This is a genomic window from Mongoliimonas terrestris (assembly GCF_001927285.1).
In the GTDB taxonomy this organism is placed as follows: Bacteria; Pseudomonadota; Alphaproteobacteria; order Rhizobiales; family Pleomorphomonadaceae; genus Chthonobacter; species Chthonobacter terrestris.
This window is the reverse complement of record NZ_MSIG01000006.1, coordinates 109,799-135,750: the sequence shown is the minus strand read 5'-3', so window position 1 is coordinate 135,750 and position 25,952 is coordinate 109,799. Positions and strand designations below refer to the sequence as shown.

The following is a 25,952-nucleotide window of genomic DNA, read 5'->3' as shown; positions in this document are numbered from 1 at the left end:
CTGCCCGCCCCGGCCGGCTGACACCCGTGCCGGACGCATTGTCCTGGCTTACCCCCGCCGTATCCTGTATCGAACCGCCGCGCGCACTTGGGGAGCCCGCGATGGATCGGCTGATCAAACTGGCCTACGGCAGCCTCGTCGTCGGGATCGTAGTTCTGGGCCTCAAGTATGCGGCCTACGCGGTGACCGGCAGCGTCGCGCTCTATTCGGACGCTCTGGAGAGCATCATCAACGTGGCCGCCGCCGTGGTGGCCCTCGTCGCCGTGCGCCTCAGCGCGATTCCGCCCGACGCCAACCACCCGTACGGCCACCACAAGGCGGAATACGTCTCCGCCGTGCTGGAGGGTGTGCTGATCGTGGTGGCGGCGCTCGCCATCGTGCGCGAGGCCTGGCTCGCCTATCAGGCGCCGCGCCTCATCGAGGCGCCGATGCTCGGCCTGGCCATCAACGGCGTCGCGAGCATCCTCAACGCCGTCTGGGCCACGATCCTCCTCCGTCAGGGCAAGCGCTACCGCTCGCCCGCGCTCGTCGCCGACGGGCGCCACCTGATGACGGACGTCATGTCCTCCATCGGCGTCCTCGCCGGCGTGAGTCTCGCCACGGCGACCGGCTGGGCGGTGCTCGACCCGCTCCTTGCGCTCCTCGTGGCGGTGAACATTCTCTGGTCCGGCTGGATGCTGGTCTCCCACTCCATCGGCGGCCTGATGGACGCCGCCGCCCCGCCCGAGGAGTTGGAGAAGATCCGCGCCATCATCGCGCTGAATGCCAACGGTGCCATCGAGGCCCACGACGTCCGCACCCGCCACGCTGGCCCTGTCACTTTCGTGGACTTCCACTTGGTGGTCGCCGGCTCGAAAACCGTCGCCGAAGCCCACGACATCTGCGACCGCATCGAAAACGCCCTCAAGGACGCCATCAGCGGCGCCGTCGTGACCATCCACGTGGAGCCGGAAGCCAAGGCCAAGCATGCGGGCATCGTGGTGGTGTGACGAGGCAAAGCTGTGTCAGCATCAATGAAGCTGGACGCCGACCCCCGCCTCCTCGATCGTCATGGTCCGCGAAGGCGGATCACCCACGCATCCCGGCCGCGCTTCGGTGTGAAGCGTAGCTGGTCCGGCTGAACCGGACCACGACGAGAACGGCAACCGGCCGAAAACCGCCCCCCTTCACCCCGCGTCCGGCTCGAAGGTCAGCGCCACCCCATTGATGCAGTAGCGCAGGCCCGTGGGCTTGGGGCCGTCCGGGAAGACGTGGCCGAGGTGGCTGCCGCAGGTGGCGCAATTCACCTCCGTGCGGACCATGCCGTGGCTGCGGTCCGTGGAGGTCTCCACCGAGCCCGGCACCGGCGTGTCGAAGCTCGGCCAGCCGGTGCCGCTCTCGAACTTGCGGGTCGCCACGAACAGCGGGCTGTCGCAGCCGGCGCAGGAGAAGGTGCCCGGCCGCTTCTCGTGGAGGAGCGCGCAGGTGCCCGCCCGCTCGGTGCCGTGCTGGCGCATCACCCGGTACTGCTCGGGCGTCAACCGCGCGCGCCAGTCGGCGTCGCTGCGTGTGACCGGATAGGTCTTGGCGTCCATGGGGCGTCTCCTTGCGGGCGATGAGCGTCAGCCGTTGAGATAGCGGCCCCGCCGCCTGAACGGAAGGCCGATGGCGCGGATGTGAGCGGCAGCCGGCCATCGACCTTTCATGCTGGGTGTCAGCCGACCGACTTCACGCCCCACTCGTCCCGGGCTTCCGCGGCGGTGCGGGTCAGCACCACCCGGTCGCCGTCCACCCGGTCGACCACGTCGAGGTGCAGGTAGTGATGGGTGCCGCCCGACGCCGGGTCCGACTTGGTCAACCGGACCCGCTGGCCCTCCACCCCGTCGACGGTCCCCACATGGCCGCCGTCGGAGCCCACCACTTCCAGATGCTCGCGAATGACGGACGGATCGCTGATCGCCATGACTTGGGCCTCTCGTGCTTGGGCAGGGCACCCGACGTGCCCGCCTCGGTCGCCAGCCCAACGCGGCGCGCGATGCGCCCGTTCCGCCCGCTCCGGTCACGGCTCCAGCGTCACCTTGATGGAGCTCTTGCCCGATGCCACCATGTCGATGCCCTTCTGGAAATCGGCGAGCGGCAAACGGTGGGTGACGATCTCGTCGATCGGCAGCAGCCCCTGCTCCAGCATGCGGATCGCCACCGGATAGGCGTGCGGCGACAGATGGGCGCCGTGGATATTCAGCTCCTTGGTGTCGCCGATGATGGTCCAGTCCACCGTCACCGGCTCGCGCATCACGGAGAACTCCACGAAGGTGCCGAGCTTGCGGATCATCTGCAGCCCGTCGATCACCGCCTGCGGATGGCCGGTCGCCTCGATGTAGACGTCGCAGCCGTAGCCGTCGGTCAGCCGGCGCACTTCGTCCACCACGTTCACCTTGGCCGGGTTGAGGCCGATGTCGGCGCCGCAGCGCTTGGCCATCTCCAGCCGCTGGTCGTTGAAGTCCACCGCGATGAGGAGCGCCGGCCCCTTCATCTTGGCGGCCGCCACCATGCCGAGCCCGAGCGGCCCGACGCCCGCGATCACCACCACGTCCTGGAACTCGATGTCGCCGCGCTGCACCGCGTGGATCGAGCAGGCCAGCGGCTCGATGAAGACCGCGTGGTGCGGCGGGATGGACTTCGGCACCTTGTGGTTCAGTGCGCCCGCCGGAAAACACATGAACTCCGCCATGGCCCCCGGCGTGTTCTGGCGAAACCCGTAGATGTCGTGCCGCTGGCACATCCAGTACTTGCCGGTCATGCAGAAGCGGCAGTGCCAGCACGGCACGATCTGCTCGGACGCGGCGAGATCGCCGATCTCAAGCCCGTACTTCTCGCCCGCGCCCTCGCCGAGCGCCACCACCTCGCCGACGAACTCGTGGCCGGGGGTGATCGGCGGCTCGCAGTAACCCTTGCGGGTGGCGTCGCCCCAGAAGAGCGGCGCGCCGAGATAGCACTTCAGGTCCGAGGCGCAGATGCCGGCGGACTTCACCTTCACCAGCACCTCGCCGGGGCCGACCGTCGGCACCGGCAGTTCCTCCAGCCGGTAGTCCTCGGGGCCGTGGCAGACCACGGAGGCCATGGTCTTCGGCAGCTCGATGGCGTTCTTTAGCATGAGGCATCCTCCCATTGTTTCTCGAAGGCGGATCCGCACCTTCGGCGGATCCGCTCAGACCTCGCGGGTCCGGGCGACGACGACCGTCACGCCCTCGTCCGCCAGCATCCGGGCGTCGGCGTCGGCAAGGCCGTCGTCGGTGATCAGCGTGCCGATCCGGCTGAGGCCGAACACCACGTGGCGGGGCCGGATGGCGAACTTCCGGCTGTCGGCGAGCACCACCACCTGGTCGGTGCAGCCGAGCAGCATCTCGACGGACCGCACCAGCAGCGGATGGGACTCCATCACGCCGGCCGGGCCGATGCCCTGAGCGCCGACGAAGAACTTGGAGGCGAACACCGGCGGCGGCTCGGCCACGAGCCACTGCAGGATGCCCGGCTCCCGATGCAGTTCGCCGCCGCTCACCGTCAGGTGGCAGGTGCCGGCCTCGGCGAGGTGGGCGGCAAGCGGCATGGAGTTGGTGAACACCTTCAGCGGCCGCCGGGCGATCAGCGTGCCGAACAGGTAGCAGGTGGTGCCGCCGTGGATGATCAGGCTGTCGCCGTCCCGGCAGAGCCGCTCCGCCTCCTCGGCGATCGCCTTCTTGGCGTCCACCGCCAGCATCCGGTTCTCGTCGAACGGGCGCGCCGACAGGCGCTCGCGGGCAGCAGCCGGCTCAACGGAGGCGATGCCGCCGAACACCTTGCGCACCTCGCCGAGGCCGTTCAGCTTGTCGATGTCGCGGCGCACGGTCGCCGGCGAGGCATGGGTGAGCGACACGAGATCCTTCACGGTGACGAAAGGCTGCGCCTTCAGCACCTCCTTGATCAGCTCCTGCCGCTCCGTCTCGCTCACGATGCTCGCCATCGTCCCAACCTCGATCCTGCCCGAAGGCTAACAGCCCGGTGATCACGCGCAATCATCGGTGCGTATCGAAACCCATACTTTCTCGGCATGCCCGGCCAAGAAAGTACAGGTCTGTACCAGAATGATCGTAGTCACTCAGCCAACTCCCCCCTACCCTGTCGTCGTCTTCCGTAGCCCCGGCGATCGCCCGGGTGGCTGCACTGAAGGACGGGTAGGCCATGTCCGGACCGGAACGGGAGTATGATTTCGTCATCGCCGGCGGCGGATCGTCGGCCTGCGTGGCGGCTATGCGCCTTGTGCGCGACTTCGGCGCCCGCGTCCTCATGATCGAACGCGGCCCGGCCCGCACCGCGCCGATCATGCGCATGCCGGCCGGCTATCTCCGGTATCTCGCCCGCGACACCTTCCTGGAGATGCACACCACCGTCGCCCAGCCGCGCCTCGGCGGCCGGGCGCCGATCGTGCCCCAGGCGAAGGTGCTCGGCGGCGGCAGCGCGGTGAACGCCATGGTCTACATGCGTGGCCAGCGGGAGGACTACGACGGTTGGGACGCCCTCCTCGGCGGCAACGCCGGCTGGTCCTATGCGGACGTGCTGCCCCACTTCCGGGCCGTGGAGCGGAACACCAAGTTCAACGACGCCTACCACGGCATCGAGGGCACGCTTCTCGTCTCCGATCCGGGACGGCTCTGCGACACCACCGAGGACTTCATCCTCGCCGCCCAGGGCATAGGCATCCCGTACAACCCGGATTTCAACGGCGCCCGGCAGGCAGGCGTCGGCGTCATGCAGCACACCATGGGCAAGGTGAACGGCCGCATGCAGCGCAGCGACGCGGTGACGGCCTTCCTGTCCGAAGTCCGCTCCGACCCGCGCCTCACCGTCGTCACGGACGCCCTCGTCACCCGCATCCTCATCGAGAACGGCCGGGCGGTCGGTCTCGTCTACCGGCACGACGGCCAGGAGCGGACCGTGCGGGCCGGGCGCGAGGTGCTCGTCGCCACCGGCACCTACAACACCGCCAAGCTCCTGATGCTCTCCGGCCTCGGCCCGGCGGATCACCTGCGGTCGCACGGCCTCAAGGTCGAGGTCGACCTCCCCGGTGTCGGCGCCAACCTGCAGGACCACCACGAGGTCCCGACCATCGCCACCACGAAGGGCCGCAGCGGCTATTTCGGCGAGGACCGCGGCTGGCCCATGATCCGCAACGGCCTCCAGTACGCACTCTTCGGCACAGGGCCGGTCACCACCACCGGCATCGAGAGCTGCCTCTTCTACGATCCGGACGGCGGCGATCGGCCGACCGTGCAGCTCTACTGCTGCCCTATCGTCTACCTCGACCGCGACGTGTCGTCCGCAAAGCCCACCTACGGCATCACGCTCACGTCCTGCCTCCTCCGCCCCAAGGCGCGCGGCAGCGTGCGGCTCGCCTCCGCCGATCCGGCGGCGAAGCCCGTGGTCGACAGCAACTTCTTCGGCGATCCGGACGACCTCCGCCTCACCATCGCGTCGATCCGCTTCGCCCGGCGCCTGCTGGAGGTTCGCCCGCTCGGCCCCAAGATCGCCGCCGAACTCCTTCCCGGCTCGCCTCTCACGGATGACGCTGCGCTCGCCGCTTATTGCGGCAAGACGGTCAAGACCAACTACCACCCGTGCGGCACCGCCCGCATGGGCCGCGACGACGATCCGCTGGCCGTGCTCGATGCCCGCCTTGCCGTTCGCGGGGTCGCGGGTCTCCGCGTCATCGATTGTGCAGCCATTCCGGCCATCCCGTCGGGAAACACCAACGCGGCCGCCATCATGCTCGGCCACCGGGCGGCAGCCTTTGCGGCCGGAAGGGGCGAGGCGGTGGCGCCCGTTGCCGCGACGCGCTTTCCCCGTGGCGTCGGACAGGAGGCGCGAACCGGCTGAGCAGCGGAAAAACCGCACGGAATGACAGTTTAATCGATTGAGTTCGGGCGCGGCTCGGGCAAGATCGAATCACAACCGGACAAGCCGACGCAGATCGGCCGAGACGGATGGGAGGTTACACATGGGTATGGTCCGCACGCTCGTGCCACACCACGAGGTCATCGTCTGTCGACCATCGGAGTCCTTCCGGTGGAACGTGCACGACTATCCGCACCACCTGGCCAAATGGCATCACCACCCGGAGTACGAGCTTCACCTCATCCAGGACTCCGCCGGCACCATGATGGTCGGCGACCACGTGGGTCCCTTCCAGGCCGGCTGCCTGGTGCTCACCGGCCCTGACGTGCCGCACAACTGGGTGAGCGACATCCCGCACGGCGCCGTGGTGCCCGACCGCGACATGCTCGTCCAGTTCTCCTCCGCCTTCGCGGCGCGCATCCTCGGCGACTTCGCCGAACTGGAGGACGTGCGCTCGCTCCTGGCGGAAGCCGCCTACGGCCTCGTCTTCTCCGGCGAGACCGCCCGGCGCGGGGCGGAGCTGCTGGCGGAGATCGGTCAGGCGCGAGGGCCGAACCGGATGGTGCTCTTCCTCGATCTCCTTGCCACGCTGGCGGCGAACCCGGCTGAGCGGGCGACGCTCTCCCGCCGCACCCCGGCGCTGCCGAGCACGCAGGTCGAGGAGCGCATCGAGATCGCCCTCGCCTACATCGCCAAGAACTACGCCGGCGAAATTCGCCTCGGCACCGTGGCGGACCTATGCGGCATGGAGCAGAGCGCCTTCTCCCGCTGGTTCAAGAAGCAGACCGGGCACACCTTCGCCCGCTTCATCAACCGGACGCGGATCTATTCGGCCTGCACGCGTCTGTCGCAGACCGACGCGCCGATCACCGAGATCTGCTTCGACGTCGGCTTCAACAACATCGCCAACTTCAACCGCCAGTTCGTGAAGTTCTGCGACCAGACCCCATCCGCCTACCGCCGCAGTGCCCGGCGCATCGCCTCCGCCATCCCGGCGGCGGCGCCCGCCCTGAAGGGCGCCGCCTGAACCCGGCGGCACGGCAAAAAACGTATAGAACGCGGATCGCCGAGGCGTGGTGATCCATGTTCACGGAGAGTAGATTTCATCACAGATCCCGCGCGGCGGGCCAGGGCGGACCCGAAGGACGCCAGACCGCCGCGCACGTCGGCCGATCGCCGGCGCGGCGGATCGCTGAACCGGGCGGGACTGCCCCGGACGACACGACGACGACCACGCCTCCCGAACCGGCCCGACACCATCGGGCCCGAACGCCTCCCCATGATCGGGGCGGACCGAGGATGCGTGCGCCAGTCGCAAGCCGACGACGACCGATCTTTGGGAGGAGATGTGGACATGAAGCATTTCAACATTCCGGGCAGAAGCCTGGTGGCGACCGTCTTCGTGGCGGCGCTGATGACGAGCACGGCTCCGGCCTTCGCGGACTTCTGGTCCGACGCGGCCAAGGACCTGCAGGGCGCCACCATCCGCGGCATCTCGGAGAGCACGCCGCCGTCCAACTACGTCAAGGACGTGCTGGCCCCCCAGTTCACCGAGAAGACCGGCATCACGGTCGAGTTCGAGGCGACCTCCTGGGACCAGATGTACGACAAGGCCATCAAGGACATGGAGGCCAACACCGGCATCTATGACTTCGTCTACATCGAGCAGGACATCATCTACAGCTATCTCGCCCGCGACTTCCTGGTGAACCTCACCGATATGCTGGCCGAGAACGAGAGCCTGAAGTCTCCGGATTTCGACGCGACCAAGTTCACCACCTTCATCGACAACTTCAAAAACGCCGACGGCGACATCTTCGGCGTGCCGATGGAAGCCTTCGTGAAGGTCTACCTCTACCGCAAGGACCTCTTCGAGGATCCGGCCGTGCAGGCGGCCTACAAGGAGAAGACCGGCGCCGACCTGAAGCCCGCCACCACCCACGCCGAATACCGCCAGATCGCGCAGTTCTTCACCGAGCACGCCCAGGCGAACGGCATGGAGATGTGGGGCACCACGGTGCAGGCCTCGTCCGGCCACCCGGCTTCCGTCTACGAGTTCATCGAAAGCGTGCTGCCCACCTACGGCGTCTACAACTGGGGCATCGACACCACCACCTTCGCCGCCTCGGTGGAGAACGGCGGCAAGATGAACAGCGACGTCGCCAAGGAGGCGCTCGCCTGGTGGGTCGGCAATCTGGAATTCGCGCCGCCGGAATCCACCTCGTCGACCTGGGACGAGGTCGCCGCCACCTTCGCGGCCGGCCGTGCCGCGCAGGGCCTCGTCTACGGCGAGAACGCCGCCTGGATCGCCACCAACCCGGACAAGTCCACCGTCGTCGGCAAGGTGGGCGTCGCCCTGCCGCCCGTCGCCGAAGGTGTGATGGACCAGGCCAAGTCCGGTGAGGGCTACATCGGCTACTACGACGGCGGCGCCTTCGGCATCCCGCATTCGTCCAAGAACAAGGAGGCTGCCCTCCTCTTCCTGCAGTACATCGGCGAGGAGAGCGTGCAGGCCGACTGGGCGCTCGCCGGCAGCCGCATCGTGCACCAGGCCACCTACGCCGATCCGAAGATCGTCGAGCAGGATGCCAAGGTGGACGGCTACTACACCCTCATGAAGGACCAGGGCCCGCTCTTCCGCGGCGCGCCGCCCTTCCCCTTCCACAACCAGGCCCGTGAGGCCATGGCGCCCTTCATCTACCAGGCGATCACCGGCGAACTGCAGCCGGCCGAGGCCCTGGACAAGGCCGCCGCCGCGGTGGACGCCGAGCTGAAGAACCTCGGCTACCGCAAGTAACAGGTTCCTCCCGACGGCTCCCCTGGCCGCCCTGGCCGCCGGACCCCTCCCCTCGGGTCCGGCGGCCCCTTCGACCGACCGGACCCGCGCCGCCGCCGGCATGTGGACCGATCCTGCCCTTCGCTCGTTCCGACCCGCTGCCATCGCCCCGGCCAGGGCCGATCGCCGCTTCCCATGGAGCTCCATCCATGCGCTCATCCACGGTCGGCTGGTTGTTCCTGGCCCCGACGCTCGTCATTCTCTTCATCTTCGGCGTGCTGCCCTTCCTCTACGTGCTGGTCATCGGCTTCACGCAGTGGAACAGCTTCGCGGCCGATCCGACGATGCAGTACAACGGGGTGGAGAACTTCCGCCGCCTCGTCTTCGACGAGCAGTTCCTCTATTCGCTGTGGCTGACGCTGAAGTTCGGCTTCTTCGCCGTCACCAGCCAGATCCTGCTCGGCTATTTCCTGGCGCAGCTCTTCATGCGGGACTTCCCCGGCAAGGGCTTCTTCCGGACCATCCACACCCTGCCGCTGGTCATCGCGCCGATCGCCGTCGGCGCCACTTGGCGGCTGATGCTGGTGCCGGGGCTCGGCCCCATCCCCTACTATCTCCGCCAGTGGTTCGGCTACGACCTCAACATCAGCCGCTACGTAGACCAGGCCTTCCTCGCCACCGTGGTGATGGACGTCTGGCACTGGACCCCGCTCGTCACCCTCACCATGCTGGCCGCCCTCGCCTCGCTGCCGAAGGAGCCGTTCGAGCAGGCGCAGATCGACGGCGCCAACCGGTTCCAGATCTTCTGGCACGTCACCTTGCCGCTCCTGAAGCCGGCCATCCTCGCCACCGTCTTCATCCGCCTGATGGACGCCCTTCGCACCGTCGACGAGGTGTGGATGCTGACCGGCGGCGGCCCCGGCGCGGCGACCCGCTACATCGGCCTCCACATCTGGCGCGTCGTCTTTCCCAAGACCGACTACGGCTATGGATCGTCCATGTCGTTGATCACGCTCTATCTCACCATCGTCATGTGCTGGCTGCTCTACGCGGGGCTCGTCGCCCGGCGTGACCTGAAGAGGGTCGACTGATGCGACGCGACCGCCCCCTCGCCTTCCTGGCCTTCTGGACCGTCTCCAGCCTCATCACCCTGGTGCCGATCTACTGGATGTTCGTCGTCTCGGCGAAGAGCCGCGTGCAGCTCTTCGGCAGCCCGAACTTCCTCATCACCAGCTTCTTCACGGAGAACTACATCAACACGCTGAAGGACCCCGCCTTCCAGCGCTACATGATCAACTCGATCGTGGTGGCGTCGGCGAACGCGCTTCTCGTGACCACGCTCGCCCTCTTCGCCACCTACGCCCTCTCCCGCTACCGGCTCGGCGGCAAGGAGAACGTCTTCTTCTGGACGATCACCAACCGCATGGCGCCGCCGGCCGTCTTTCTGCTGCCGCTGTTCCTGCTCTACACCCAGGTGTTCGTGCTCGGCGACTTCAAGCTGTTCGACACCCGGATCGGCCTCATCCTCCTCTACTGCGTCTTCAACCTGCCCTTCGCCATCTGGACGCTCCGCAGCGTCATCGACGGCATCCCGAAGGAGCTCGACGAGGCCGCCTATGTGGACGGGGCCACCACCTGGCAGGTGCTTACCAAGGTGATCCTGCCGCTCGCCAAGCCCGGCCTTGCGGTCACCGGCATCCTCACCTGGGTGTTCGCCTGGAACGAATACCTGTTCGCCGCCACCCTCACCTCCGTCCACGCCCGCACGGTCACCACCGGCCTTGCCGAGTTCGTCACGGTCACGGGCACCAACTGGGGCCAGATGGCCGCCACCGCCATGCTGACGCTCGTACCGGCCCTTCTGGTGCTCGGCCTCGTGCAGCGGCACATCGTGGCCGGCCTCACCTTCGGCGCCGTCAAGGAGTGAGCCCCATGGCCGACCTCAACGATCTTCCGGCGGAGCCGCGCCGCGGCTTCCTGCCCATCCACACCAACACGTTCGACCGGTGCTTCATCGCGGTCGTTCTCTTCGTCGCCATCCACCTCTTCTGGATGCGCTTTCTCGAGGCGAGCCTGTCGCTCACGGTCGCAACCGTCCTGTCGGTCATCGTCGGCGCCATCGTCATCGCCCGCGGTTAGGAGTATCGCCCCATGAAGGCGCTGGTTCTTGAGGAAAAGGGCAGGCTCAGCCTGCGGGACTTCGACATCGAGGAGCCGCTCGGCCCCCGCGACGTCCGCATCCAGCTGAAGGTGGTGGGCGTCTGCGGCAGCGACGTGCACTACTATACTCACGGCGCCATCGGCCCCTTCGTGGTGCGCGATCCGATGATCCTCGGCCACGAGGCGGCCGGCGTCGTCACCGAGGTCGGCGCCGACGTCCGCGAGTTCGCGGTCGGCGACCGGGTCTGCATGGAGCCCGGCATCCCGGACCCGGCCGGCCGCGCCACCCGCCTCGGCCTCTACAATCTCGACCCCGCCGTGCGCTTCTGGGCGACGCCGCCCATTCACGGCGTGCTCCGCCCGTCCGTCGTCCACCCGGCCGACTTCACCTTCAAGCTGCCGGACAGCGTCTCGTTCGCCGCCGCCGCCATGGTGGAGCCGCTGGCCGTCGGCGTCTACGCGGCCATGAAGGCGAAGGTGAAGCCCGGCGACGTCGGCGTCGTCATCGGCGCCGGGCCGATCGGCCTCGTCACCGTCCTTGCCGCGCTCGCCGCCGGCTGTTCCCGGGTGATCGTCTCCGACGTGGACGACGTGAAGCTGGAGATCGCCCGCAAGCTCGGCCCGGTCACGCCCGTCAACGTGAAATCCCGCGCCCTCGCGGAGGCCGTGATGACCGAGACGGACGGCTGGGGCGCCGACGTGGTGTTCGAGTGTTCCGGCAACGAGCGCGCCGCCGCCGACGTGTTCGATCCGCTCGCCCCCGGCGGCGTGGTGGTCTACGTGGGCATCCCGCTCTCGCCCATCGCCTACGACGTCGCCAAGGCGCAGATCAAGGAGGCGCGGGTGGAGCATGTGTTTCGCTACGCCCACGTCTTCCCGCGCTGCGTCGCCATGCTGGCGTCCGGCGCCATCGACGTCTCCCCCCTGATCACCCGCACCTTCCCGTTCGAGGAGAGCGTCGAAGCCTTCGACTTCGCCGCCTCCGCTCCGAGCGGACAGGTGAAGGTGCAGATCCAGATGCCCGAGTGAGAGAACCCGAATGGCCCCGGTCACCCTCAAGGACGTGAAGAAGCGGTACGGCACCGTCCAGGTCATCCACGGCGTCTCGGTGGATATCCAGGACGGCGAGTTCGTCATCCTGGTCGGCCCGTCCGGCTGCGGCAAGTCCACGCTTTTGCGCATGATCGCCGGCCTGGAGGAGATCTCCGGCGGCGAGGTCAGCATCGGCGGTCGCGTCGTCAACGACAAGCCGCCGAAGGACCGGGACATCGCCATGGTGTTCCAGAACTACGCGCTCTACCCGCACATGAATGTGGCGGACAACATGAGCTTTTCGCTGCGCCTGAAAGGCGTTCCGAAAGCCGAGATCGACCAGAAGGTGAAGCGTGCCGCCTCCATCCTGGCGCTCGACAAGCTGCTCGACCGGCTGCCGAAGCAGCTCTCCGGCGGCCAGCGCCAGCGCGTCGCCATGGGCCGCGCGATCGTGCGCGACCCGCAGGTCTTCCTGTTCGACGAGCCGCTCTCCAACCTCGACGCCAAGCTGCGCGTGCAGATGCGCGTGGAGATCAAGGAGCTGCACCAGCGCCTGAAGACCACGACCATCTACGTCACCCACGACCAGATCGAGGCCATGACCATGGCCGACAAGATCGTCGTCATGCACGACGGCATCGTGGAGCAGACCGGCGCCCCGCTCGACCTCTACGACCGGCCGGCCAACCTCTTCGTCGCCGGTTTCATCGGCTCGCCGGCCATGAACTTCATCGACGGCACGCTCACCACCCGAACCGGCGCCCCGGCCGTGGTGACGGCCGACGGCATCGCCCTCCCCCTCGCCCGCATGCCGACCGGCGGCACCGAGGGGCAGACAGTGGTCTACGGCGTTCGCCCGGAACACATCGCCCTCGGCGACGGCGGCCAGAAGGCGATCGTCTCGGTCACCGAGCCGACCGGCTCGGAAACGCAGGTGTTCATGAAGCTCGGCGAGGCGCCGGTGGTCGGCGTCTTCCGCGAGCGGGTCACGGTGGCGCCCGGCCAGCCGCTGGCGATCCGGCCGGATCCCGCCCAGACCCACGTGTTCGACAAGGTGAGCGGCCGGCGCCTCTGAGGAGGCCGAACGGACCACCGATCAGCGGAGGAAGCCCATGTACTGGGAGAGATTGAAACTCGACGGTCGGGTTGCCGTGGTGACCGGCGGCGGGCGCGGCATCGGCCTTGCCTGCGCCGAGGCCCTGGCCGAGACCGGCGCCCGGGTGGTGATCGCCGACGCGGACCCCACCGTCGCCGAGGAGGGCCGCGCCGCCCTCGCCGAGAAGGGCATCGAGGCCTCGGTCGTGGTGCTCGACGTCACCGACCCCACCGCCGTCACGGCTGCCGCCAACGACATCGTCGCGCGCTTCGGCCGGGTGGACGTGCTCGTCGCCAACGCCGGTATCGCCCGGTCCGGCGTCGGGGCGGAGGACGTCACGGACGAGCTGTGGCTCAACGTCAACGACGTCAACTACAACGGGGTCTTCTGGTGCAACCGCGCCTTCGGCCGCCACATGCTGAACGCCGGCAAAGGCTCGATCGTCAACATCGGCTCGATGTCGGGCTACATCGTCAATCGGCCCCAGAACCAGGCCTACTACAACGCCTCCAAGGCGGCGGTCCATCACCTGACGAAGTCGCTTGCCGCCGAATGGGGGCCACGCGGCGTGCGGGTGAACGCGGTGGCGCCGACCTATATCGAAACGCCGATGACCAAGTTCGCCTACGACAAACCCGGCTGGGTCGACGCGTGGCTGCGCGACACGCCGATGAACCGGCTCGGCCAGCCGGCCGAGATCGCCTCGGTCGTGCAATTCCTCGCCTCCGACGCGGCGAGCCTGATGACCGGCTCGATCGTTCTGGCGGACGGCGGCTTCACCTGCTGGTGACGGAGACACTCCCATGGATTTCAAAGGCAAGACCGTTCTCGTCACCGGTGCCGGCAAGGGCATCGGCCGGGCAATCGCCGAAGGCCTCGCCGCGCGCGGCGCCAACGTGGTGGCCCTCACGCGCTCCGAGGCGGACCTGGAGACCCTGAAGGCCGAGATCGGCTGCCGCACCATCGCGGTCGACCTCGCCGACGCGGCCGCCACCGCTGCGGCGGCGTCCGAGGCCGGCCCGGTGGACTTTCTCGTCAACAACGCCGGCACCACGGCCCTCGACAGCTTCCTCGACGTGAGCGTCGAGACCATGAACCACCTGCTGGCGGTCAACACGATCGCCCCGATGATCATGTCCCAGGCCTATGCGCGCGATCGCATCGCCCGCGGCCTGAAGGGCGCGATCGTCAATGTGTCTTCGGTGTCGTCCTTCATCGGCTTTGCCGACCATGCCGCCTATTGCGCCTCCAAGGGCGCCCTCGACGCCATGACGCGGGTGATGGCAAACGAGCTCGGCCGCCAAGGTATCCGGGTCAACGCCGTGAACCCGACCGTCACCCTCACGCCCATGGCGGTGAAGGCCTGGAGCGATCCGGCCAAGTCAGCCGGCATGCTGAACCGCATCCCCCTCGGCCGCTTTGCCGACCCGAAAGACGTGGCCGACGTGGTGCTCTATCTCCTCGGCAACGAGGCCGGCATGATCAACGGCATTGCCATGCCGGTCGACGGCGGCTTCATGATCAACTGACGAGATTGCCTTGTCCGTCAGCCGTTCGCCGCTGCGGCGAACGGCTTCGGGGGGTCCCGGAACTCCACGAGGTCGCATTCCACCAACGCCGGGATCGACGGGAACACCTGGTTCCGGCCGTTGTGTTTGGCCCGGTAGAGCGCCGCGTCGGCGTCCGCGATCACCGCGCGGGCGATGTCGAGGCTGCTGATCTGACCCGCTGCGCATCCGACGCTGACGGTGACCACGCGGCTATCGCCGAACCCGGGATGCCGCATCCGGGCGCCGTCGACCGCGCGGCGGATCCGCTCCGCCACCGCTGATGCCGTGCGCAGGTCGGAATCCGGCAGGAGCACGAGGAATTCCTCCCCGCCGTAGCGGAACGCCTCGCTCGGTCGGCCGCGCAGCACCGACGACAGCAGGCGCGAGACGGCCTGGATGCAGCTGTCGCCCTCCTGGTGGCCAACCGCGTCGTTGAACAGCTTGAAATGGTCGATGTCGAGCAGAAGCACGGCCGTGTGGCGATGTCGCTTGTCCTCGACGATCGTCGCGAGGCTCTGGTCGAGCGCCCGCCGATTGAGAAGTCCGGTCAGCGAGTCGTGACGGGTGAGGCCCTCCAGTTCCGTCGCCCGGAGCCGCTCGCGAAGCGCCATCAAGTAGCCGAGCCGCTGCTCGCGTTCCAGATTGTAGGATCCGATCAGCGCCAGCACGACCACCCCGCCGAGGGTCATCTGCGCCGACAACACCTGAACGGCGGCAAGGTCCGGCACGGCCCAGAGGCCCTCGTTGTAGATCAGGTAGCACCCGGCCGACGTTGCCGCCGCGTACCAGAACCGCAGGCGCTGGACGACGGTCGCGAAGATGATGCAGAGCACCACCGCGTGCTCCGCGTCGAACCGATAGGGACTTTCGCTCATTCGCGCGATGGCGACGATGCTGGCCGCCGTCACCACCGTCATGATCGCGCCGACCCCCTCCCGGACCATCGGCCGCGGGTTCATGCGAAGAATGAGCAGGACGGCAAGACCGAGCGGCGTGATGATGCCGAGCCGGACCAAGGCCGCGTCCGCCAGCACGTCCGGCACCAGGACCATGTCGGAAAAAAGCAGCAGATTGTAGAGGACGAGGGCAGCGAGCCCACGGCGCATGAACTGCCGACAGCGCTCCGCGCCGATCTCCTGCTCGAACGCAGCCTCGAGCACAGGCGGAAAATGCAAAAAGTGGCATCCGCCCGAGAGGGTCCGATCGATCAGCGCTGGCCGGACATCGGGGTTCATGTTTTCAGACATGCTGTGTTCACCGTTAGATCATCACCCTGACGTCTGGCCCCTGAAAAAACTCTTATCAATATGCAAGTCCGTGCAAGTTGATCCTTCAGGCCGCCGAGATTGGCGATAAGTACGGCGCGCGGCTCATCGCTGCCGTGGCTCCGCCCGATCCCGTCCCCGCAAACAGCCGAAGGCCCGCCGGGGGTGGCGGGCCTTCCTCAATCGATCGTCACGCTGCGGACAAGGGTTCCGGTCAGATCCGGTTCACGTCCAGGATCTCGCCGGTGGTTCGGCTGACATCCACCTCGATGTCGCGGCCCCGCCTGTCGACGCCGACGACACGGTAGGAGTTGCGGCGGGTCACCACGTCGTCCACTTCGGCCACACCGGCCTCGCGGGCGATCCGCGACGCCTCGCGCGGGGTGACCTCGTCATACTCCTCGATCACCCGCTCGGAGCGCTCCTGGCCCGGCGGCACCACGCGGACGCCGTCTGGCCCGAGTTGGATCGACTGCGCCATGACGCTCGTGGACAGACCGGCGGCGAAGGCAGTGACGGCAAGTGCGGAAGCAATGCGCTTGATCATGGGAAGGCTCTCCTGTTCAAGGGCGCTCTCTTTCCAAGAATTGGCACCCGATTGCGGTGTCAACGTCCTCGATGACCAGCCGTTCCACGACAAGGCCGTATACGAATGCGTGAACCGGCCTTGTTTAACGGCGAGAACGTCGCCGTTCATCGCAAAGCCTACGCTGGCGGGCCGACCGAAGTTCGCGCGCCCAGGCAAGCCCGGGGTGACGCCCGAAAGCCGCCGATTTGCATTCATCCACGGTTCAGCGGCGGATCGCTAAACCTTCATCATCGAATGCGAGGGCGGGCGGCGGCGAGCGAACAGCCGGCCGGTCCTGCCGGAAGGAGACAGCAATGAAGACGTTTGGCGTTCTTCTCTCGGCCGCGGTTCTGGCCGCCACCACCACGCTCACCGCGGCGCCTGCCGCCGCCGGGGATCGCGGCCGCGACGTCGCGGCCGGCGCCGCCCTCGGCATCATCGGCGGCGTCCTGCTCGGCCAGGCGCTCGCGCCGCAGCCGCTCTATGCCGCCCCGCCGCGGCCGGTCTATAGGGAGGCCTATCCGGTATACGCCGCCCCGCCGCGGCCGGTCTTTCATGAGCCCGAGGTGATCTACGAAGCCCCGCGCCGGCACACCTATCGGCGGATCGACGTGCGCGCCGCCCACCAGGACTGGTGCGAGGGCCGCTACGCCTCCTACGACGCCTACGACAACACCTGGGTCGACCGGCGCGGCCGGGTGCGCGACTGCGTGTCGCCCTACAATCGCTGACCCTCTCCCCGGACGGCCCTCCCCCGTCCGGCCTCCCTCGCCTCAAACGAAGAAGCCGCGGACCTCGGGTCCGCGGCTTCGTCATGCTGATCATCTGTCTGCCTTGGTCCTGGATCACTCCGCGTCCCAGAGGCCGTCCGCGTAGGGATCCGTTCCCGGCGGCGGCAACCAGCAGGGTTCGGATGGCCCGGCGATGGCGCACGGGCGGAGCTGGCGGCCGATCTGCCGCACCTCCCGGTCCGACGGCTGCGCCGTGTCGATATAGTCCCGGAGGTCGCGCGGGCCCGCGGCCGGGCGTCCGATCACCTGGCTCGGCTCGGCCGGGATGAACCCGTTGTCGATATAGCCGAACGTGTCTTCCGGCGGCGCCTGGCGGACCGTCTCCACCGGGCGGCGGCTGGTTGCCGAGGGCTGGCGAACGGTTTCGACCGGCCGGCTGCGCTGGGGCGTCGTCGCGACGGGCTCCGGCGGCTGAGTGACCTGCGGCGGCGTCACGGTGATGGCGTTCCCGTCGGAAGGCGCTTGCTCCTCGATGGCGGCCAGCCTCGGCCGCGCCACCGGCAGCGGCGCGCTCAGCACGGGGCCATCGGTCGTCACCGCGACCGGCGGGCGCTCGCCGGGGCGAAGCGCCGACAGGCCGATCCGCTGGGTCCACGGCTTCTCGCCGGCGAACGCCTCCGGTACCGCGGGCGCGTCGTCGACGGCGGCCGTCTCCGACGCCTCCCCCGTCCCGTCGTCGGCCCCAGCCGGATCCGGCGTGAGCGCGAAGGTCTGCGGCGCGTCGATCGTCGGGTTGAGGGCCGCCACATCCGGCTCAGGCGCTTGCACCGGGTCAAGCGCGTTCGGATCGACGCTCGTCACCGCGCCGCTCAAGGGATCCACCGGTTCGATCCGCGGCTTCAGCGAGCCACTGTCGGCACCAGCCACCACCGTGTCCGGCACCGCCGCGAGCGGGTCGATCCCGTTGGTGACGATATCCTCGTCGTCCGACAGCGCGGTCGTCTCCGCGGACGGATCGGTCGGCGGCGACGAAAGGAAACCGGGGTCGAAGGCGGACGGGCTGCCCGTCGAGGCCGGCCCGCTCGGCGTATCGGAGACGGCGGCGACCGCGGGCGCATCGCCGGTCGGCTCGCTCTCGTCCAGGATGTCGAGGCTCGGCAGCGGGATCTGCGCGACCATGCGGCCGAAATCGACGCCGTTGTAGCTTGCCGCGACCACACCGCTCGCCAGCAGCATCACGCCGATCACCCCGGCGGCCACCAGCGGCATCCGGCTCGGCTTCGGCGGCGGGGGCAGCGTGCGCGCCGCCATCGGGCCGGCGCCGGCGAGCGGCGGACGCATCCCGACGCGCGGTTCCGCGTTCGGCCCGAACCGTCCGGGACCCATGGGTCGCTGGATGGTGCGCGGTCCCATGCGCGGATCGGCAACCCGCGGTTCGCCCGCGCGGGCGTCGGCGAAGCGGCGATCCGGGCGCGGTGCCTCGATCGGCGCGCCCTCGCCCTCATGCGCGCCATAGGCGCGAGGGTCAGCCTGCACGCCGTTCGCGCGCGGATCCTGTTGCCCGGCATGCCCGGCGCGCGAACGCTCGGGCGCGCCGCGGCCCCGCGACGGGGTGTTCGCCCATTCGGAGACGGACAGCGGCCAATCGGCTCCGAGCGCCGGATCCGGCTCGCTCACGGGCGGCCTGGACGTCCCCGCCCCCGCGCGCCAGCCGTCTTCAGCCGGGGGTTCCGGCTCCCGACGCGCGGCATTGCCGGCCGAGAGGCCACGGACGGCCTGCTCGTCGGGCCAGAAGAAATCACCGTCTCGGCGAACGCTTGCCGGCGGCACCGGCGGCTCAGCCTGAAGAACTGGCTCCATCACCACTGGCGGCACGGCGATGGACGGCGCCTCGAACCGGGGCTCCATGTCCACGATCGGACCGGACGCGTCGGTCGACACGTCCGCGATCGGACCCGGCATCTCGACGACCGGCCGTGCCGGCTGCGGCGTCGCGACGGCGGACGCCTTGGCGGAGAGGGCGGCCGACCGCGCGCCGGCGCTTGCCGCCGCCTCGGCACGAACGCGCTCCAGCCTTGCAAGCGCAGCTTGCAGGCGGTCGCGCGCGGCGGCCTCGGCCCGCTCGATGGTCGGCACGGCAGGATCCGCAGGCACCTCGACCGGTGCCGGCGGATCCACGAACAGATCCTGCGGCGCATCCACCGCCTCGGGCGCCGACAAGGGGGCCACGTCGGCAGCCGCCCATGCGGAATCGTCGGCGGCTCGTTGCGGCCGGACGGGAGCGGCGACAATGCGCCAGCGACGGTACTTGGCCGGCACCGGGCGAACGCGCGGCGCGTCGTCCGCCGGGTCGGCGGCATTCGCTTCCGCCATCGGCGTCTCTACAGCGTCCGCCGGCGCACCGTAGGACCGGGGATTGAGCGCCTCGTCGCCGCCGCGCAGCGTCACCGACAGGGCGTGTCCGGCGGCAGCCGTGGTGGCGTGGGTCAGCGGCTCGCCGATGGACGGCAGATCGTGCGGCACCTCGGCGGTCGGCACCGGGTCGTCGACGGCCGATCCCTCGAAGGCCGGCGCGTCCATGGGTTGGGCCGGCACCGCCTGGAGGCTCGCCGGCACCTCCGGCGCGGGCGGTTCGTCGATGGGAACGGGGCGCTCGCGCGGGGCCGGAGCGGCGGCCCGGGCGGCGGCGAACGGGATGATCTCCGCCTCGGTCTGCACCGGAGCGGTCACCGCCGCCGCGCCGCGGACCGGATGGAGATCCGCCGCCCGCACATCCGGGCGGCGGATGGCACCCATGCGATTGACCGTGAGAAAGTCCACCGCGCCCTGGAACACGCGCGCGGCGGACAGGCGGCCGGTGCCATAGGCGCCGGTGTCGACGGCGATCCGGTTCGGCGTCTGCAGCGGCGCCTGGACGGGCGTGTGCCCGTGCACCACCGTGTAGTCGAGTTCGCCCTCGAAATTCAGGAAATCGTTGGTGATCAGGATCAGGTCATGGGGCGCCTGCGCGTCCAGCGGAATGCCGGGCCGGATGCCGGCGTGGACGAACACGTGCCGGTCCAGGATCACCATCTGCGGAAGAGCGCTCAGAAACTCCACATGCTCGGCCGGCATCGCCGCCGCGAAGGCGGCGGCAAGCGCTTGTCGGCTCGCCGGCGTCGTCAGCCGGAGCGGAACGTCCACGCCGTAGGAGGTGAGCGTCTCCAGACCGCCGACGCCGAGCCACAAGTCGGCATCCCGCGGGTTCCGCAGGAAGTCCAGCATGTGGGTTTCGTGGTTGCCGCCGATGCAGATGCGCTCAAAGCCGTCCGGCGCCGGGCCCATGATGTGGTCCACCACGGTGGCCGAATGCGGCCCGCGGTCCACGTAGTCGCCGAGACCGATGATGAAGCGCGGACCCGGATGGCCGGCCGCGTCCTCGATGATGAGGGCTTCCAGCTGCTGCAGTTCGGTCAGGCAGCCGTGCACGTCACCGATGGCATAGACCAGCGCGTCGGACGGCAGCACCCGCTGCCTCAGCGGAACCACCTGCGGCGGCAGGATGGATGCGCGCGCGCCGGAAAAAAGCCGATCGAATAACCCTGCCATGAACCTCACCGTGTCGAGGCGGACGGACGCCCCGGAACAGCCCCCAAACGAGGCTCTTCCACCCTGATAAAATCGTCCGCATTAGGCAAGAGAAATGGGGTCGTTTTATGAATGTATTAACCTTCTTGCCCTCTCCGGTCCAAGGGCCGACGAGGCGAAACGTATCGTTGGAGATGGTCAAGGCGCAGGTCGGGCGTATCGGCAACGGCGAGCGGCCGTGTGGGCGCTCCTGGCCAGGGTGCCTGAGATCAGGGCTCAACCCTGCTTCTCGTTGGCGGTTGGTGGCGAAGCCAATGTCAGTGCTACGGACCGCTTCGCCTTGCGTTGGCGACCGATCCTCGCCCATGGCGACAACACAAGCCTCCACGCCCTTCAAGATCCGCCCGCCGGGTCCGGCTTGCGATGCGGCACTTGCCTGCGTCAGGTCTGCCGTGTCTCCCCGGTCGTCCCCCAGGTGTCGCCTAGCACGTAGCCGTCCGGCCAGGGGTCGGTCGGGTCGAGCAGGTAGGTGTGCGTGCCGGTGATCCAGGCCCGGCCGGTGATCGCCGGAACGATGGCTGGGCGGCCGCCGCAGAGGGTCTCGGAGAGGATCTCCCCCTCGAAGCGCGAGCCGATCAGGGAGGTGTGGGCGAAGCGATCGCCGACCTTGAGCAACCCGCGCGCATGGAGGACCGCGAGGCGGGCTGACAGGCCGGTGCCCGTCGGGCTCCGATCGGACCGGCCGGGCGCCACGATGCAGGTGTTGCGCGCGGCACTGCCGGCACCGCTGAAGGGCGTGTTCAACTGGACGATGGAAACCCCTGATATGTCCGGATTTTCCGGATGGACAGCCGTCAGTTGAGACCGTGCCGCCAGCCTGATCTTCTCGCCGAGCACCGCCAGGTCGCGGGCCTCCGCCGGCACGACCTCGAAGCCCAACCGGGTGGCGTCCACCAGCGCGTAGATCATCCCGCCGTAGGCGATGTCGACAGCGACGCTGCCCACACCTTCCACCTCCACGACCGCATCCAGGTGCAACGCGAACGACGGAACGTTGGCGATCGTGACCGACCGCACCTTCCCGCCCACGCACCTCGCCGTCACGTCCACCGGCCCGCCGGGCATGTCGAGCCGCAGCGTCGTCACCGGCTCGCGCATCGGCACGAGCCCTGTCTCCAGCAACACCGTTGTGATGCACATCGTGTTCGAGCCGGACATGGGCGGGTATTCGGTCGGCTCCATGATGATGGCGCCGGCCACGCAATCGGACCGCTTCGGCGGCACCAGGAGGTTGATGTGGCGGGCGACGCTGCCGCGCGGTTCGCAAAGGAGAAAGCGCCGGAGATGGTCGAAGTCGCGCTCGAACGCCTTCATCTGGGCGAAAACGCTGTCCCCCGGCGGCGGCAGAATGCCGCCCACGATGACATCGCCAATCTCGCCTTCGGCGTGACAGCCGACGACCTGGATGGCGCGCGTGCTCTGCATGGTGCTGTCCGTCCGGCTTCCGCATGAAGGATTGCCGGGAGGAAGGACCCGGCAGCTCGGTCGAATCGGCGGGACGACTCCAGCCGAAAGCGCGCCCGATCGCGGACGATTCGTCCGCCGACACAGGTGCGTCGCCAGCCTGCCACGGACAGGGCTTGAAAACCGCCTCAAAGACGTCGGACAGTCGGGTCGGCGGAAGGGCTGCCATTTGGATCGAGGTTGGGACCGTGGCAAAGACCGTCAGAGATCCCGTGGAGAGACCCGGCAGCACCGGATCGGCGCCGTCCGGGGCGCGCGGTTCCGTCGACAAGGCCGACCAGAAGGGGCGAGCCGCGCCGAAGACGCCTGAGCAGGAAGCCGCCGACCGCCGCCGCGCGCGCACCGGCTTCGTCACCTCTATCGCGGTCACGGCCCTGGCGATCGGCGCGCTGATCTGGCGTCTGGGAAGCTGACGACGCGCGCCGTCCGGCTTCTGACCCGCGCGACGGACGACCAAGGCGCCGCGCCGGCCCCTGCCGCAGACCGCCCCGCATGCTCGCGCACCCGCGACGCGGCTACGTTTTCGACGTCCCGCACGCAACGGTGACGGTACCCCCTGGAACCCCTGCGCCTCGGTGGGGTTCGACCCGCACGGTGTCCCGTCGCCGCGTCCCGGATCGTCGCCCGGCAGAACGCCCGTCGTGGCAGGCCGTGGTCGTTCCCTCCCAACGCTCGCAGGTTTCCCCATGGCACAGACGCCCCGCCCTCTCGCCGTCGTCACCGGTGCTTCGACCGGCATCGGCCTGGAGCTCGCCCGCTATGCCGCCAGCCAGGGTTTCGATCTGGTGATCGCCGCCGACGAGCCCACCATCCACGCCGCCGCGACGGAGTTGCGCACCGGCGGCGCGCGGGTCGAGGCCGTCGAGACGGACCTTTCGGGCATCGACGGCGTGGAGACGCTGCTCGACGCCATCCGGCGCATCGACCGGCCGGTCGACGTCCTGATGGCGAACGCCGGGCGCGGCCTCGGCGACGGCTTCATCGACCAGGACTTCGACGACATCCTGCACGTGCTCAACACCAACGTGACCGGCACGCTCTACTTGCTTCATGAGATCGGCCGCACCATGCGGGCGCGGGGCGAAGGGCGGATTCTCATCACCGGCTCCATCGCGGGCTTCATGCCGGGCACCTACCAGGCGGTCTACAACGGCACCAAGGCCTTCCTCGACAACTTCGCCTTTGCACTGCGCCACGAGCTTGAGGACGAAGGCGTTTCGGTCACTTGCCTGATGCCGGGGCCGACCGACACGGAATTCTTCACCCGCGCCGGCATGGAGGACACCGCCGTCGGCCAGGGCCGCAAGGACGACCCGGCCACGGTGGCCAAGACCGGCTTCGACGCCATGATGCGCGGCGACGGCGACATCGTCAGCGGCTGGAAGAACAAGATCCAGTCCGCGCTCGCCAACATCACCCCGTCCGACCGGCTCGCCACCCAGCACCAGAAGATGGCCGAGCCCGGTTCCGGATCGTCCTGAGGGCCGCTCAGCGCTCCCGCCGGTAGAGCGCCATGGTCACCGGCCCGAACACGGCGGTGACCACGAGCGGCGCCACCAGCGATCCGGCGACAAGGGCGGCGCTTCCGGTGCCGTCCAGGAGGCCGCGCGCCGCCGTCACCAGGAGGGCCACCGGGTTCCAGGCGACCACCGTCTGCAGCCAGGCCGGCATGGTGGCCGGGTCGACGAAGACGTTCGACGCGAAGGTGAGCGGCATCAGCACCATCCAGCCGAGCGTCATCACCGTGGAGGGCGTGCGCACCAGAAGCGCCAGCGTGGTGAAGATGAAGCTGAGCCCGGCGGCGAAGAGGTCGAGGAGGAGGATCACTGCCACGATGCCGAGGATTCCGGTCGCGGCCTCGTAGCCCATCAGGAAGCCGATGGCGAAAACGATCAGCGACGAGACCGTGTAGCGCACCACGTCCCCCGCCATGGTGCCGAGCACCGGCGACAGCGACCACACCGGCATCGACCGGAACCGGTCGTAGATGCCCTTGCTGATGTCCGTGTTGAGCGTCAGCCCCGAATAGACCGACGTGAACACCACGGACTGCACCAGGATGCCCGGCAGCAGGTACTGCAGATAGGCGTCCGTCGATCCGGCCAGCGCGCCGCCGAACAGATAGGTGAACAGCACCGTGAACATGATCGGCGTGACGACCACGTCGAACAGCTGCTCCGGCATATGCTTGATCTTCAGAAGCGCCCGCCAGCCGAAGGTCAGCACCGCCGAGACGGTGCCGGCCGGCTTCGGCTGCGGCCGGGGCTTCAGGGCGGCGCGGATGGCGGCGCCGACGTCGCGGCGCTGGGTGTCGATCGCCATGGCTCAGCTCCGCCCGGCGGCTGTTGCGGCCGCTGATTCGTCGTCCGGCGACGGTTCGGCCGGATGCCCGGTGAGGGCGAAGAAGACCTCGTCGAGGCTCGGCTGGCCGAGCGAGAAGTCGGTGACGCGGATGCCCGCCGCCCCGGTCGCCGCGATGGCCGCCGCCGCCCGCGCCGGGTCCGGCACCGTGGCCGTCAGTGCCGCCGGATCGGCGTCGAGGTGGATCGGCCCGCCGAGTTCGGCGGCAAGCAGCGCCCGTGCCGCCTCCCGGTCGGCCGGATCGGCGAGCCGCACGTGCAGCACGCCGGTGCCGACGGAGGCCTTCAGGGTCGCGCTCGTGCCCTCGGCGATCACCCGCCCGTGGTCGATCACGGCGATCCGCTCGGCGAGCTGGTCCGCCTCCTCCAGGTACTGGGTGGTGAGAAGGACGGTCGTACCGTTGTCCACCAGCAGGCGCACGATCTCCCAAACCTGGTTGCGGCTGCGCGGATCGAGCCCCGTGGTCGGCTCGTCGAGGAAGAGAAGATCCGGCGTGGTGACGAGGCTCGCCGCGATGTCGAGCCGACGCCGCATGCCGCCCGAATAGGTGCGCACCTGCTTGGCGGCCGCGTCGTCGAGGTCGAAGGCGGCGAGCAGCTCGTCCGCCCGGGCCCGTGCGTCCCGCCCGCCGTGGCCGAGCAGGCGGGCGATCAGCACCAGGTTCTCGCGGCCTGTCAGATCCTCGTCCACGGAGGCGAACTGGCCGGTGAGGCTCACCCGCCGGCGAACCGCCTCCGGTTCGCGCGCCACGTCGTGGCCGAGCACGCGCGCCGTGCCGGCGGTCGGCTTCAACAACGTTGCGAGCAGGCGCACCGTGGTGGTCTTGCCGGCGCCGTTCGGCCCGAGTAGGCCGAAGATGCTGCCGCGGCGGATCGAAAGGTCGATACCGTCCACGGCGTGCTTGGCGCCGAAGGTCTTCCGAAGGCCGACGGTCTCAACGGCGGGGGTGCTGGCGCCGGCGATCATCCAAGGCTCCGAGGGGGGCGAAAGGAGGGTGTAGCGGCGGAACATTGCACGAACACGCGTGGGCTCGCAAGCCTGCGCGCGCCACACCTCACTGCAGCGTCACATGGACCATCTGGCTCACCAACGCGGGATGCTGGTCGAACCGGGCATCGCCCACGATCACCACCGGGGCGGTCCGCTCGTTGTGGATCAGGCTCTGGATGATCGGCAGGCCCCGCTGGCGCTGCTCCGGGCTGTAGAGGTCGTCATAGGTCATCACGTCGACGGGGGCGATCCGCTTCACCTCGTCGAGCAGCGTGGCGTTCGCGCCGAACACGATCACGGCGGCCGCGAGCGGCCGGCGGTGGATCGCCTTATCGATCGCGCGCAGGATCGCGTGCTGGGTCTTCGGGGAGAGACGAACGGCGGGCATGACGCATCCCTTTCGGTTGCCCGCTTTCTGACGAAGG

General features: G+C 68.9%; 25 protein-coding genes. 14 read left to right on the top strand and 11 right to left on the bottom strand.

What is annotated here, in order from left to right; all coding sequences use genetic code 11:
* Positions 1-101: 101 nt before the first annotated feature.
* Complete coding sequence (locus BUQ68_RS10600) at positions 102-989, top strand: cation diffusion facilitator family transporter (protein ID WP_075215936.1); 888 nt, start codon at positions 102-104, stop codon at positions 987-989.
* Positions 990-1,166: 177 nt separating this feature from the next.
* On the opposite strand, the gene msrB is transcribed toward BUQ68_RS10600, so the two are convergent.
* From msrB to BUQ68_RS10580, 4 genes are all read right to left on the bottom strand, one after another.
* Positions 1,167-1,574, bottom strand: coding sequence for a peptide-methionine (R)-S-oxide reductase MsrB (gene msrB / locus BUQ68_RS10595; RefSeq protein WP_075215935.1), 408 nt, complete (start codon positions 1,572-1,574; stop codon positions 1,167-1,169).
* 119 nt (positions 1,575-1,693) lie between these two features.
* Positions 1,694-1,936: a DUF2171 domain-containing protein gene (locus BUQ68_RS10590; RefSeq protein ID WP_075216125.1), complete on the bottom strand. Its 243-nt coding sequence runs from the start codon at positions 1,934-1,936 to the stop codon at positions 1,694-1,696.
* Between the two features lie 102 nt (positions 1,937-2,038).
* Positions 2,039-3,133: an alcohol dehydrogenase catalytic domain-containing protein gene (locus tag BUQ68_RS10585; RefSeq protein ID WP_075215934.1), complete on the bottom strand. Its 1,095-nt coding sequence runs from the start codon at positions 3,131-3,133 to the stop codon at positions 2,039-2,041.
* 54 nt (positions 3,134-3,187) lie between these two features.
* A complete protein-coding gene (locus BUQ68_RS10580; protein WP_075216124.1) occupies positions 3,188-3,967 on the bottom strand; it encodes a DeoR/GlpR family DNA-binding transcription regulator in 780 nt (259 codons plus the stop codon).
* A gap of 230 nt (positions 3,968-4,197) precedes the next feature.
* Here BUQ68_RS10580 and BUQ68_RS10575 point away from each other — a divergent pair, with 230 nt between their 5' ends.
* From BUQ68_RS10575 to BUQ68_RS10530, 10 genes are all read left to right on the top strand, one after another.
* Positions 4,198-5,889, top strand: a complete 1,692-nt coding sequence (locus BUQ68_RS10575; protein ID WP_083656473.1) for a GMC family oxidoreductase — start codon at positions 4,198-4,200, stop codon at positions 5,887-5,889.
* 121 nt (positions 5,890-6,010) lie between these two features.
* A complete protein-coding gene (locus BUQ68_RS10570) occupies positions 6,011-6,934 on the top strand; it encodes an AraC family transcriptional regulator (RefSeq protein WP_075215933.1) in 924 nt (307 codons plus the stop codon).
* A 327-nt stretch (positions 6,935-7,261) separates the two neighbouring features.
* Positions 7,262-8,704 carry an ABC transporter substrate-binding protein gene (locus BUQ68_RS10565; protein ID WP_075215932.1) on the top strand — a complete coding sequence of 481 codons (1,443 nt, stop codon included), beginning with the start codon at positions 7,262-7,264 and terminating at the stop codon, positions 8,702-8,704.
* A gap of 188 nt (positions 8,705-8,892) precedes the next feature.
* Complete coding sequence (locus tag BUQ68_RS10560) at positions 8,893-9,774, top strand: carbohydrate ABC transporter permease (RefSeq protein ID WP_075215931.1); 882 nt, start codon at positions 8,893-8,895, stop codon at positions 9,772-9,774.
* Complete coding sequence (locus BUQ68_RS10555) at positions 9,774-10,610, top strand: carbohydrate ABC transporter permease (protein ID WP_075215930.1); 837 nt, start codon at positions 9,774-9,776, stop codon at positions 10,608-10,610. The genes BUQ68_RS10560 and BUQ68_RS10555 overlap by 1 nt, the downstream gene beginning before the upstream one ends.
* A gap of 5 nt (positions 10,611-10,615) precedes the next feature.
* A complete protein-coding gene (locus BUQ68_RS10550; RefSeq protein WP_075215929.1) occupies positions 10,616-10,822 on the top strand; it encodes a DUF2160 family membrane protein in 207 nt (68 codons plus the stop codon).
* 12 nt (positions 10,823-10,834) lie between these two features.
* Entirely contained in the window at positions 10,835-11,872 is a 1,038-nt protein-coding gene (locus BUQ68_RS10545; RefSeq protein ID WP_075215928.1) for an NAD(P)-dependent alcohol dehydrogenase, read from the top strand.
* Positions 11,873-11,882: 10 nt separating this feature from the next.
* Positions 11,883-12,950, top strand: coding sequence for an ABC transporter ATP-binding protein (locus tag BUQ68_RS10540; RefSeq protein ID WP_075215927.1), 1,068 nt, complete (start codon positions 11,883-11,885; stop codon positions 12,948-12,950).
* Positions 12,951-12,987: 37 nt separating this feature from the next.
* Positions 12,988-13,761 carry an SDR family NAD(P)-dependent oxidoreductase gene (locus BUQ68_RS10535; RefSeq protein ID WP_075215926.1) on the top strand — a complete coding sequence of 258 codons (774 nt, stop codon included), beginning with the start codon at positions 12,988-12,990 and terminating at the stop codon, positions 13,759-13,761.
* Positions 13,762-13,774: 13 nt separating this feature from the next.
* A complete protein-coding gene (locus BUQ68_RS10530) occupies positions 13,775-14,500 on the top strand; it encodes an SDR family oxidoreductase (RefSeq protein ID WP_075215925.1) in 726 nt (241 codons plus the stop codon).
* 17 nt (positions 14,501-14,517) lie between these two features.
* Here BUQ68_RS10530 and BUQ68_RS10525 read toward each other — a convergent pair whose 3' ends face one another.
* Both BUQ68_RS10525 and BUQ68_RS23690 read right to left on the bottom strand, forming a co-directional pair.
* A complete protein-coding gene (locus tag BUQ68_RS10525; RefSeq protein ID WP_175577782.1) occupies positions 14,518-15,696 on the bottom strand; it encodes a GGDEF domain-containing protein in 1,179 nt (392 codons plus the stop codon).
* Between the two features lie 304 nt (positions 15,697-16,000).
* Positions 16,001-16,333: a PepSY domain-containing protein gene (locus BUQ68_RS23690; RefSeq protein WP_075215923.1), complete on the bottom strand. Its 333-nt coding sequence runs from the start codon at positions 16,331-16,333 to the stop codon at positions 16,001-16,003.
* Between the two features lie 335 nt (positions 16,334-16,668).
* Between BUQ68_RS23690 and BUQ68_RS10515 the strand changes: the two genes are divergently transcribed.
* Positions 16,669-17,085, top strand: a complete 417-nt coding sequence (locus BUQ68_RS10515) for a BA14K family protein (RefSeq protein ID WP_075215922.1) — start codon at positions 16,669-16,671, stop codon at positions 17,083-17,085.
* A 114-nt stretch (positions 17,086-17,199) separates the two neighbouring features.
* Here BUQ68_RS10515 and BUQ68_RS10510 read toward each other — a convergent pair whose 3' ends face one another.
* Both BUQ68_RS10510 and BUQ68_RS10505 read right to left on the bottom strand, forming a co-directional pair.
* Positions 17,200-20,673 carry a metallophosphoesterase gene (locus tag BUQ68_RS10510; RefSeq protein ID WP_083656470.1) on the bottom strand — a complete coding sequence of 1,158 codons (3,474 nt, stop codon included), beginning with the start codon at positions 20,671-20,673 and terminating at the stop codon, positions 17,200-17,202.
* Positions 20,674-21,093: 420 nt separating this feature from the next.
* Positions 21,094-22,137 (bottom strand): proline racemase family protein, encoded by a 1,044-nt coding sequence (locus tag BUQ68_RS10505; protein WP_075215920.1) that lies wholly within the window; start codon positions 22,135-22,137, stop codon positions 21,094-21,096.
* Positions 22,138-22,364: 227 nt separating this feature from the next.
* On the opposite strand from BUQ68_RS10505, the gene BUQ68_RS10500 reads away from it, so the two are divergent.
* Positions 22,365-22,589 (top strand): hypothetical protein, encoded by a 225-nt coding sequence (locus BUQ68_RS10500; RefSeq protein WP_139315202.1) that lies wholly within the window; start codon positions 22,365-22,367, stop codon positions 22,587-22,589.
* 273 nt (positions 22,590-22,862) lie between these two features.
* The gene (locus BUQ68_RS10495) at positions 22,863-23,657 is read left to right on the top strand and encodes an SDR family NAD(P)-dependent oxidoreductase (protein ID WP_075215918.1); all 795 of its coding nucleotides are present in this window, start codon (positions 22,863-22,865) and stop codon (positions 23,655-23,657) included.
* A 7-nt stretch (positions 23,658-23,664) separates the two neighbouring features.
* On the opposite strand, the gene BUQ68_RS10490 is transcribed toward BUQ68_RS10495, so the two are convergent.
* The 3 genes from BUQ68_RS10490 to BUQ68_RS10480 form a co-directional block, all read right to left on the bottom strand.
* Entirely contained in the window at positions 23,665-24,498 is an 834-nt protein-coding gene (locus tag BUQ68_RS10490; protein WP_075215917.1) for an ABC transporter permease, read from the bottom strand.
* Positions 24,499-24,501: 3 nt separating this feature from the next.
* On the bottom strand, positions 24,502-25,503 hold the full coding sequence (locus BUQ68_RS10485) for an ATP-binding cassette domain-containing protein (RefSeq protein WP_075215916.1): 1,002 nt from the start codon (positions 25,501-25,503) through the stop codon (positions 24,502-24,504).
* Positions 25,504-25,591: 88 nt separating this feature from the next.
* Positions 25,592-25,915 (bottom strand): hypothetical protein, encoded by a 324-nt coding sequence (locus tag BUQ68_RS10480; RefSeq protein WP_075215915.1) that lies wholly within the window; start codon positions 25,913-25,915, stop codon positions 25,592-25,594.
* Positions 25,916-25,952 lie beyond the last annotated feature (37 nt).